The organism is Chroococcidiopsis sp., from assembly GCF_051657925.1.
Classification (GTDB): domain Bacteria; phylum Cyanobacteriota; class Cyanobacteriia; order Cyanobacteriales; family Chroococcidiopsidaceae; genus Chroococcidiopsis.
The window spans coordinates 1-10411 of sequence record NZ_JBOFLP010000169.1; the positions used below are offsets into that span (position 1 = coordinate 1).

The 10411-nt window shown below is 46.0% G+C and carries 12 protein-coding genes; 6 read left to right on the forward strand and 6 right to left on the reverse strand.

The features are described from left to right. The 3 genes from ACRC32_RS13740 to ACRC32_RS13750 form a co-directional block, all read right to left on the reverse strand. A partial coding sequence (locus ACRC32_RS13740) for a replicative DNA helicase (protein ID WP_438554500.1) occupies window positions 1–986 on the reverse strand: 986 nt, incomplete at its 3' end. Next, complete coding sequence (locus tag ACRC32_RS13745; protein WP_438554501.1) at window positions 983–1870, reverse strand: hypothetical protein; 888 nt, start codon at window positions 1868–1870, stop codon at window positions 983–985. The genes ACRC32_RS13740 and ACRC32_RS13745, both read right to left, overlap by 4 nt. Then, window positions 1870–2448 (reverse strand): hypothetical protein, encoded by a 579-nt coding sequence (locus ACRC32_RS13750; RefSeq protein ID WP_438554502.1) that lies wholly within the window; start codon window positions 2446–2448, stop codon window positions 1870–1872. Before ACRC32_RS13750 ends, ACRC32_RS13745 begins: the two co-directional genes overlap by 1 nt. A gap of 262 nt (window positions 2449–2710) precedes the next feature. On the opposite strand from ACRC32_RS13750, the gene ACRC32_RS13755 reads away from it, so the two are divergent. Beyond that, window positions 2711–3001 carry a helix-turn-helix domain-containing protein gene (locus ACRC32_RS13755; RefSeq protein WP_438554503.1) on the forward strand — a complete coding sequence of 97 codons (291 nt, stop codon included), beginning with the start codon at window positions 2711–2713 and terminating at the stop codon, window positions 2999–3001. Between the two features lie 231 nt (window positions 3002–3232). On the opposite strand, the gene ACRC32_RS13760 is transcribed toward ACRC32_RS13755, so the two are convergent. The 3 genes from ACRC32_RS13760 to ACRC32_RS13770 form a co-directional block, all read right to left on the reverse strand. Further along, on the reverse strand, window positions 3233–4492 hold the full coding sequence (locus tag ACRC32_RS13760) for a relaxase/mobilization nuclease domain-containing protein (protein ID WP_438554504.1): 1260 nt from the start codon (window positions 4490–4492) through the stop codon (window positions 3233–3235). After that, window positions 4476–4874, reverse strand: coding sequence for a plasmid mobilization protein (locus ACRC32_RS13765; protein ID WP_438554505.1), 399 nt, complete (start codon window positions 4872–4874; stop codon window positions 4476–4478). Before ACRC32_RS13765 ends, ACRC32_RS13760 begins: the two co-directional genes overlap by 17 nt. Window positions 4875–5005: 131 nt before the next feature. Beyond that, window positions 5006–5269 carry a hypothetical protein gene (locus tag ACRC32_RS13770; RefSeq protein WP_438554506.1) on the reverse strand — a complete coding sequence of 88 codons (264 nt, stop codon included), beginning with the start codon at window positions 5267–5269 and terminating at the stop codon, window positions 5006–5008. A 348-nt stretch (window positions 5270–5617) separates the two neighbouring features. Here ACRC32_RS13770 and ACRC32_RS13775 point away from each other — a divergent pair, with 348 nt between their 5' ends. Genes ACRC32_RS13775 through ACRC32_RS13795 form a run of 5 tightly spaced genes read left to right on the forward strand, consistent with a single transcriptional unit; the run spans window position 5618 to window position 9801 of the window. Beyond that, entirely contained in the window at window positions 5618–6787 is a 1170-nt protein-coding gene (locus ACRC32_RS13775; RefSeq protein ID WP_438554507.1) for a ParM/StbA family protein, read from the forward strand. Next, window positions 6780–7253 (forward strand): hypothetical protein, encoded by a 474-nt coding sequence (locus ACRC32_RS13780; protein WP_438554508.1) that lies wholly within the window; start codon window positions 6780–6782, stop codon window positions 7251–7253. The genes ACRC32_RS13775 and ACRC32_RS13780 overlap by 8 nt, the downstream gene beginning before the upstream one ends. A 41-nt stretch (window positions 7254–7294) precedes the next feature. Beyond that, window positions 7295–8062, forward strand: coding sequence for a mobilization protein MobD-like protein (locus ACRC32_RS13785; protein WP_438554509.1), 768 nt, complete (start codon window positions 7295–7297; stop codon window positions 8060–8062). A 21-nt stretch (window positions 8063–8083) separates the two neighbouring features. Next, entirely contained in the window at window positions 8084–9127 is a 1044-nt protein-coding gene (locus ACRC32_RS13790; protein ID WP_438554510.1) for a hypothetical protein, read from the forward strand. Beyond that, window positions 9124–9801 (forward strand): DUF6753 family protein, encoded by a 678-nt coding sequence (locus ACRC32_RS13795; RefSeq protein WP_438554511.1) that lies wholly within the window; start codon window positions 9124–9126, stop codon window positions 9799–9801. Before ACRC32_RS13790 ends, ACRC32_RS13795 begins: the two co-directional genes overlap by 4 nt. The last annotated feature ends 610 nt before the right edge of the window (window positions 9802–10411 follow it).

The following is a 10411-nucleotide window of genomic DNA, read 5'->3' on the forward strand; positions in this document are numbered from 1 at the left end:
AGGTAATCAACTACAACCAGCCCCAGCGAGCCTTCTTTTGCTTTAACCTGGCGGCATTCTGAAGCAATTCCAGCCACCGTAATCCCTCGACTGTCATTCATGTACAGCGGCAACTCTGAAGCAATGCTGACGATTTTGGCAATGCTGTTAAATTCCCAGCTAGCTAAGGATTCCAATCCGGCACGATGTTTGCGGATGCGATCGCTTCTTAGGGGTGTTATGCCTAAATGCTTGTAGGCATTGGTGACACTAATTAAACTCCATAGCCTGTATTCCAGCTGTTTCTTTGTCATCTCCAGCGAGAAGATGATAACAGGTAGCTCGTGGAGCAGAATCATTTGGAGGGCTAGGAACAAAGAGATCTGGGACTTTCCCATTGACGGTCTACCGGCAACTATCGTCAGCGTGCCGCCTTCAAATCCCACCATTAACTTATCCAGCTCGTGAAGTCCTGTTCGGTAAATGGGACTTCCCGCATCTAATTCTTCGTAAGCAGCAACAGTAATCGTGCTGTTATGCTCGGTGTTGGAACAAAACCTTTGGTTAGAAAGTTGGAAGAGTTTTTGCTCGCAACAGTCAAGCACCGAATCTAATTGGGTGGATGTATCCCAGGCTAATTGAGCAATTTCGTTACCTGCTACTAGAAGCTTACGCCGCAGATACTTATCCATCACCAGTGCGGCTAAGGCATCGATGTTGACAGCCGACACCGTGCGGTCTAGCAGGGAAACTAATTTAGTTTTACCGCCAACGTGCGAGAGCATCTCGCAATCGGTCAGCCAACTCGTGACTGCAAGCAAGTCCGTTGGTTTACCTTGACTGTGGAGGCGCAGTGCTGCTTGGTAGATCTGCTTGTGAGCGCCGATGTAAAAAGCTGACTCGACCAGGCGATCGCTCACTCTGTTAATCGCTTCTGGGTCAAGCATGATCCCACCCAAGATAGCTTCTTCAGCTTCAATGCTGGAGGGAGGCAATTGCTCGATCATACTTGGCTCTCCCAAGTTTGAATGGCTTGCTGTTGCTGCTGCTCGATTTCCATCTGAAACTTTTTCATCATCTGGCTGCTGCGGCTGCTTTGAGATTTTTTGGAAACATTTCCTTGCCGAACCAAGAATTTTTGGTAGTAAACCTCCCAGCGATTCTTTCCAGCTTTGTTCTTGTGTGCCAGCCAAGCTTCGATGTCGTTGACAGGTTGGCTGAGATTTGCAGTCAGTTCGCTACAGAAATTTAAAAAATTCGCTCGCTCGTCTTCTGAGAGAGTCTGTATAAAGTCTGAATAAGTCTGAATAGTCTGAGGAGAGCTGGAAGTCTCATCTGGTGGAGCTTTTGGGTTTTTTTGGGGATTATTTAATCCACTTGGGGGATTATTTAGTCTTTCCGAGGGATTGTTTAATCCGCTTGGGGGATTATTTAGTCTTTCCGAGGGATTGTTTAATCCGCTTGGGGGATTATTTAGTCTCTCGCCTTGACCCTGCTGAGTTTGATGGCTTTTATGCCGCTGTTTTAACCTGTCTGATTCTCTACGAGCGTTGGCAGCAGAATGGTTGTGACCTCCCCAAGCAGTAACGCGGTAATCATAAAGACCGTGTTTTCTTAACACGCGCATATCTTTCTCTACTGTTTCTGCATTAGCCCCAATTTTGAGTGCTATTTCAGCAGGGCTAGGAATTTCGTGGTAAACCTTCTCTCCGTCAGCAGTTGTGTCAGCGAAGCTGTCTACCATCATTAGGTAAAGCCAAAGCCTAAGTTGAGTTCCAGACAGCTTATTGATAATTGCTACAGCTGCATCCTGATTAGAAATCATGAAATAGCCTTCCATCTCTTTCTCTCCAAAACCTACTGGTCGCCCAATGTTACGTGTCTTCTGCATTACGCCACCTCCTCACCAGTAACTTTAATGTCAAAGCTTAGGCAAGCAGCTTCAATATCCGGCAGCTTCTTAAGTTCAAAGGTTGAGCCGAATAGATGTATTCGCTTCTGATGCTCTGGGTAGAAGCCTGAATGAGCTAAGATTTGACCTAGTGCAGATTTCCAGTCTCCGACGGTTTTAATTTCGATAATTTGCGTATCAGTCACCAAGTCGATGCGACCAGCAGGGGTAACGACTTCTACTAATCCGCCTAATTGAGCGTGTAGGCGATCGCGGATCTTTCTCTCAAAACTTAAGACTTGTTTAGTAGAACTGTATTTTTCATCAATCCAGCCCTTAAGTGCAAGTGAATCCAAAGCCCTACTAATCGTTTGCCTATAGACTTGACGCTCCGGTGATGACAGTTGCCTTGCTATCTGGGCGGCGTTAATTTCAACCCCATAGTTGCGGGGATCGATCGTGCGAATGTAGTAAAGTACCTCTAGTTCTGCTTTGGTAAGCTCCCGACAAGCCCTTAACCATTCCTCATGCTGGAGTGGATAAAATTTTCCCTGAATCTTTGAATTTGTCTGTATCACAATTAAGTTACCTAACTTAATAAATGCCCTACATCTGGGTCAGCAGATCGGGGCTAGTGTCTAACGAAAAAAATTTAAGACTGCAATGGTTTGAGCTGTTCCCTAGCATCGACAGAACAGTTATGATTAAATGCCTATGCTACGCTAGAATTAAGTTGCTCACAGTGCTTCCACACTACGAGTTAGTTACTACCCAAATTTGCGTTGACGCAAACTATTATATCCGTAATTGCCGTTAAAGCAAATTACTTAAGAGATTTGCATGAAAATTAGGGAAGCCTTATTTAGAACACTCGACACCTTCAAAATCACTGGTAAGCAGCTCAGTGCAATATCTGGTGTAACTGAAAGCCAAATTTCAAGCTTTCGCAGGGGAAATAGAGAATTAGAGCTGAAAAACTTTGAGAAGCTAGTGGAAGCTTTACCACCCGACGCATATCACTACTTCTGGTCACAGGTGTTGCTGAATCGGATGAGTGACGATCACTTGTGTGAGTTGATAATGACGGCAGCTTCTCATCTGAAGGATAAACAGCCGAGTCAAGTTGCTTAAACAGGTTTTGCTATATTCTTTGAGCCATGCTCAAGTCCTAATATAAACTTGTAAAATAGCGGTTAACGATAAATTAAATGCGATCGCTAATAGGTTTCGCCATCTCCGCAACTATTCCGATGGTGCTGTTCGCAACCTTTGTTAGAAGTGTAGTGGTTTTTTAGTGGTGCGTAGGAAGACTGAAAAGTTTAAAAAATAAGAAAATCAGTTTTTGTAGTTGCAGGCATTGACTCAATCAAGTAGAGCCTGTTTTTTAAGCTTGGGTTGGTTACGTCCGTCTTGGGTTTTCCGGTCGTCCGCTTTATGCGGTAAGTGTTTAAGCGAGTCATTAGAAGCTTGCTTGGCATGGAGGATATTCTCCGGCAACTGCTGCTGAATTGTTTCAATATCCGAGCCAAGATTAGAGGCAGGTGCGGGTGGAGTAGCTAACCCCGTGGTTACTCGCTCGGTAGCGATCGCATTGGAGCTATCTCTATAAGTATGCTTCCGGTCAGTGCTGGACTTACTGCTAATGCTTTCTCCAATTTCGTCAGCATTTTCACTTCCGCCACTCTCACTAGTCTCGCTCATGCTAGGCAATTGAATTAGAGACAAGTTTTTAGGGTGATTCTGAATTAGGGGAATGAGTGAGGAGGCTGTACGAGTTTTCTTTTGGCTATTACTGGTTGCACGAGTCGCGATCGCTCCTGCATCCCTTGTTAAGTCAAAAGTCACTCCTCTAAGTTGCAATCCTTGTAAAGTACAGCCAAATTCATTCCTGCCCAATTTACCGCCTTGAAACGCTACCCCATCTGCTGAGTAGGAAATCCCTTGGATAACGCCTTCTCTCGTTACCTTGACCTTAGCCTCCACGCCAGCTGCATCCAGATGGTCGAGGAATTGGGTCATTGTCATGCCCCGATGGATAGTCGCGTCAACGGCAGCTTGGATCTTCTCCAAAGCACTTTTGTCAGCAGGTCTATCGCGCAAGCCTTGCTCGAATTCCTGTTGCTCCCGCATCATGCGCCGCTTTTGTCCGGTGGAAGGGGCACTATGATTTGCTTCCCAGGAGCAAGGTACGGGTGTCAAGCTAAACTGTGACTCTAATTTCCTGAGCGTCTTTTCTAACCGCCGAAAGTCATACCAGTCGGACACGCATTCGCCATCAGATTTGATGCGGCTGGCGGCAATATGCAGGTGGAAGTGGTCGCGGTCGTTGTGGGCAGCAGCGAAGTATAAGTTGCGCTCGAACCCCATACCTTCAAGCGTCGCTTCTACAATCTGCTCCAGATGCTCTTTGTTGGGTCGTTCTCCTGGTGCAAAGCTAATGCTGATATGACTGACAGGAGATTGTACTCTAGGGTTTAATTGTCGAGTAGCTTCCAATTGCTTGTAGAAGTCTTGCGGAGATTCCCCAGCTAAGTTGGTGCAGAGCAGTTCGGCTTCTTCCTTATCCAGAATGTATTGCGTTAAGCCAGCAAAACTCTTACCCTTTTTAATCTTCCCGATCATCTGTACCTTCTGCGGCACTATTGGAGCTGTCATCATCCATTCCCAAAATTAGATACATACGCAATCGGTCAATCTGTCTCCTTAATTCCTCAAAAGGAGTTAGATCGATGTTTGGCGGTGTCAACCCGTCAGCGATCGCCGTGTTCTGCGCCTTGGCTATTTGATTAATGTTGTTACCAATTTTACCAAGCTGCCAGTAGGCTTGCCAATTAGCTTCGGGAACGGTTTTGATCCGGCAACCAGCCATAGAGCGTCGAATCAACTCTGCCTTACTAACTCCTGCCGATTCAGCTAAAGCTTCCCATGACTTGCTCTCGTCTGGAGTTAAGAGCATTTCAAACCTAACCGTGCGCTGTCTGATCTTGCTTTTGGACTGGGACATGGGATGCAGTGTGACGTAAACCCAAAGGAAAAAATCGGACTGAGTAAAGTCGCGAATTTTATTTTTACTTAAGTAAAATATAACACCAAAAACTTGACCGTACTCGCAGATGAACGCGAATTAACTCGGCATTATTTCTGTAAATGCGATCGTATTGAAGCAGCAGGGCGTTTATCGGGGGGCTTGGGGGATAGCCCCCAACAAGCATGGCGACGACAAAATTTACTTCCAACAGAGATATACGGATATCGCCATTGCTTGCTTCTGCGGATCTGATGCGGATGCAAGGGTAGCGTGGTGGCGGCTGCCAGCAGCGTGCGTAGCGCTTCGGTGCAGGGTAATGGAAGGATGAGAGCAGGGTTAAGGTAGGGTTTGACTAGGGTTTTAATTGTCAATAATGTGGCGTTGTTGAGAAATAAATAGGGCTGCCAGGGTCAAAATTCAATCGGTTTTCCTGCTTTAACCCTGCTCTATCCCTACCAGAACCCTACTAAAACCCTAGCCAATTCCGCTTGTATTTACACTTAATTTTCCAATCGTTCACCAAAGCTTTACCAATCGCTCAGTATTTTTATTTAAAGCAGAGTTATATTGAATACGCAGATTTAAATTTGGATGCATTGTATCGGTTAGCCTGAAAGTTAATTGCAGTTGCAGAGTAATCGAGTAATTGCTGACCGGATATCTGTATAGGTTTTGGAATAATTGTAAAAACTAAGACAAATAATTAAGTAAAAGAAATAATGGGTAGACCCAAGCGTGTAGTTCCCCCAGCGATGATTTTGACGTTGGACTTTGGGGGGAGTGGATTAAAGGGGATCGTGCAGACAGTTGATGGTATGCCGCAAGCTCTTTACATGGAGCCGGAGGTATCCCTAGCTAGTTTGTCATCGCTTCAAGAAAAGACAGAGAGTAATTTGGGTCGCGCTTATCCAGAGAACATAGCCTGGGTGGGAGCGGCAGGAGAGTACAGGGCAGTTGGTTATTTGGCAGCGTCGCGGTACAACGCCAACCCAGGTCTATCGCGCAAGAAATACGAATCGGCTTTCTATAAAATCTTGGCAGCAATTTGGGTAGCGAAGGAAAAGTTGAAACTGCCCGATGGAGGCAGCGTATCGCTGGCTTTGCTACTACCACCTGGGGAATTTGAGGACTCGCAATTGCTATTACCAATGCTCAAAGCAGCCCTGCCAGAATTTATTACGCCCACAGGCACGATGTCTTGCAGCTTGACGAGCTACGAATGCTTTCCAGAGGGGGGAGGGATCTATTTAAATTACTGCAAGCAGGTTGGGGAGGCAATCAAGCGTTCGGTAGTTGCTGTCATCAGCGTCGGCTACCGAAATGCCAGCGTGCTGGTATCTCGTAGGGGTGTAGTGGATAAGGGCAGGACAACCAATTTGGGGATGGTGCGCCTGGTCGAATTAGTCATGGAACGGACATCGGGACTAACTGCCGAGTCGTTAGTCGGCGCGATCGCTGCTGCGGGTAACGACATGAGTGCCAAGCATTTTTGGAAGTTGACAACATCCAGCACCCAAGCAGCGCGTCAGGCTGAAGTCAACAAGATAATTGAGGCGATTTCTCAATCGCGTTTGGAATACGCGATCGCGCTGACGAGTTGGCTGGCTGAGGTGCTACCGAGTCGGGAAGAGTTGGATGAAGTCATCATCTGTGGTGGTACGGCAGATTACCTCAAGCAAGAGTTGAACGATTGCTTTCGAGCAACACCCGTAGTTTGGCACGGAGGTGTAGAAATTCCGCCCCTTTTGAACGAACAGTGGTTGGGTAGCCGCTTAGCTGATGTTTGGGGTTTGTCTGCATATCATGCCGCGAAGGTAAGGGCGAGTTATGCAGGTGGTAAGACGGCGAGAAGGCAAGTAAAGCAAGAGGCGGTGGTACAAAATGGGTGAGAATAAAGACTTTTACTGGCGCTATCAACCACCGCTTGACTCAGACCATGCGGTGCTGCTGTCCTACATCCAAGACCGCGAGTTGCACCCAGATGCGAATACGAGAGAAATGATTCTGCGGGCGATTAGCGCCTACTATATGCCACTTGCTCTATCTAACGAGGGCAGTAAGACTGCGGCTCAAATAGAGCAGATTGGCATAGACTCGATATTTGCCCTGCTCAGGCAAGTAGATCGTATATGTGCGGCATTGGGACTAGACCGCTCGAAATTCGGTGGCATAGTACCGATGGGCGTTGGGATGTGGTCTAATTTTGGCACTTCTACTGCTGGTGGCGCGTTCAACGCTGGACTACCTGCTTCTATGCCAACTCCAGAGCGGCAAGCAGAGATTGAAGAAGATTTCGATCCCGAAATCTGGAATATAGGTGGGCTTTCTACACACTCCGAAGTCTTCAGCGATTGACCAAAAATTACAATTTTAGATTCAACAATTTTCTTTGTAATATGGCAAGAATTCACTTAATTGACGGTGAGAAAGGTGGCGTAGGTAAGTCTTTATTTGCCCGCGTCATGGTACAGTTTTGCATTGACAAGAATCAGCCCTATGTATTGGTTGATGCAGACCGCTCGAATCCAGATGTCAAGAAGTTTTACCCTGAAAACGCTTGCGAAGCTGTTTTTAGCGAAGCCCTTTCTAAAACTCACGAAGCCGATCTGATTTTTGAATTAGCTAGAAAGTCAGATAAAGCTGTAATTGTCAACCTGCCAGCACAAGTCTATTCGCTCGTAACTAACTGGATCGAAAAAGGACGATTGCTAGAAATTGCCGACCGATATGGAGTCGATGTTTGTAAGTGGTTTATCTCCAATGGCGGTTACGATTCAGTAGACTTTTTTAAGAAATCGCTATCCAAGTTTGAAGATAAGTTACCTCACATTTTCGTTCAGAATAAGGGAATGACTGAAGAATGGGGCTTTTTAGATAGCGATCGGGAATATCAAGACTTAAAGCAGAAATATAAAAAATCGATGCAAGAAATCGAATTTCCCTTACTTTATCCAGGGGATAGATATTACATAGACTCTAAAACTTTAAGTTTTGAAGCAGCTCGGAACTCCGACGAGATGGCAGCCATGTCTCAGCAGCGGATGCACACGTTCTTAGAAGAAACTTACTTGCAGATCGAGCTAACCGAGATGTTTGCTCCTAATAGGCAACCAAAAACAAAGGATAAGGATGGGACAAAAGTTTCAAGTTCTACTACTGCATAGATCGAGCGGATTCAACTATATATGAATTCATCAGAGTACGAACTGGCGGTAGTGTGCGAAAGCAGCGATGGTATTGCTAATTACGATGTCAGCCGCTCCGATTGGTATTTGGGTCGATTGTACGTCCTGCCAGTTAGCGATCCCCAACTAGTTTCAAAAGGAATTGACAAGAAATGGTTTCTCACCCATCAAGCAGGTGACTTCATCGTTTCTGGTTACATTAATTCTTCCGGTGATTGGTCGCTGTCTAGACCCACGAGCGTAGAGCCGAGTTTTGACTACGTGCTCCAATCGGAGGTATTTGACCAAATATTTAGCCCAGATTACGTTCGGGAAGTTCGAGCTATTTGTGAAAGTCATTCCTTTAGTTCTAAAACGAACGAAATAGTAGAAGTGGTGGTAAATAACGATCCTTCCAACGATAGCGATGAAAGTGTAGTTAAATTGCCTAAAAGGGTGCGAGCGATTGATGAAGCTGAGTTTGGTTCAAATCTTCAAAATCTGCACTTGTTGAGAGAGTTGGCATTGCAAGAGCAGATGGTTGATGAGGAGGTATTGGAACAAGCCGAAATTGATGAAATTACTCCTACTATAAATGCTGACTTAGACGACGAAAAGCGGTTAATAACATCGGCATCAGTAGATGATGAATTCACCCGCGCTCGAATTGAGAGGGACTTAGTTAATTTAATTATCGAGCAACACAAAAAGCATCAACTGCGCGAGTTTTTAGTTGAACCATTAGGTGTAGTAACTGTAGACCTAGAGCAAGACTCTTTCGTGCTGCGCTCCCTTACAGATAAACGCATTATGTTAGCTGCCACGCTAAGGGGCGAAATTTTAGAGCAATTAAGACCGAGCGATGCACGGGTATTCGAGCAAAGGGATGAAATAGAGCCGGAGTTATTGCAATTAAGCAAAGAAAAAGAGCAATTGGCAACTGAAGTTGCAGCCGATGCGTCAGTCCAAACCGTCCAAAAAGAATCGGAACAACAAGAACCTGCCCAAATAGAAATACGCGACGAACAGAAGGCTAAAAAATCGAGGGGGATCGAATTGTCATGACCGCCGATAAAAATACCACTTTGCTTGACAAGGTGTTGGAGGGCAAAGACCCAGAATTTCAGGCACGAGTTCTCGATATTGTTGCTAGGTTTGGTTTAAAGCCAAGTGACCCGCTATTTTTGATTATGGTGTCAGTAGGTCAACTGCAATTGTTGCTAGAGCAAAGCCCTAAAGATTTGGATGCTCTATTCAACCAATGGTCCCAAACCCTTTACGACAAGTTGCAGACAGCGGAGCGAGTCGCAGTCAAAGGACAGCAGACGGCGATCGCGGCGGCGGTGAAGTCTTTGATCCAGAAGACCGAGTGGGAGGGGCGATCGCGCTTTTTTTCCTCTGTCATACCAGCAGCAGGGCTGTTGAGTGCTGCCATTGGAGTAGGTATCCTATTGGGTCTGTCCGTCCCAGTTTGGCTTGGGGGTGGGTACGTGACTCAACCTCGTCGCCTCACCCTGGCACAGGCTGAAGCATTGCGATGGGCAGAAAGTCGAGAAGGTCAGCTGGCACGAAACGTGATGAAGTGGAATGCTGGGTCGCTAGATAACCTGGATTGTCTAAACGATGTGAAACGCTTGCGCGTAACTTTGAAGGTACAGGGAAGGGAAGCGCAAAGTGGTTTTTGCGTGTTGTGGACGCAGCCGCCAAGCCAGCGCCAGTTTATTTCTGAAAGTAGATAGGGAACAGGTGCGCGTCAACTACTCCCCGTTGCTACATAGCGGGGTTTTTGTAGCAATTGGACAATAAACAACGGTAAGAGCAATTCACAATTTTTGTCGAACGGAATCAGTAAGGTTTCAGCCTCCATTTCAGAGAAGTTGAGGCAGTCATTCTGGTAAGTTTAAAACTTTTGTACTTGTCTTTAAGTCTTGTCAGAACTGTGTTTTGAGCGATTCGTTGCTTTTCGTCCGCCTGCTACATAAACCCCAAACTGTTTTTGTCTGATGTTGCATAAAGATTCGATAAGACGAGTGGCGTAGCAAAGCTAAGTGGGAAGATGCCATGAATACTGCACTGAAATAAGCCCAACAAGTCTTTTTAACCAACCCCGTTGATACGCTTACCTCAAACGTCATGCTTGCTGCTCAAGTTCATCGGTGGAAAGAGCGATCGCCGTTTCAAGTTTGAGTTAATCGCTCTTGTCACAACCAACGATGCTCTTTCGTCTTATTTATAGATAGTTTGTCAGCTTCAACAGGAGGTTCGCAGGGGGTATGACCAAAACTTGATGTGAGAAAGAGAATCTGGTATGCTCTGGGCAGATCATGAGCTGGTGAGAGATAGGGAATG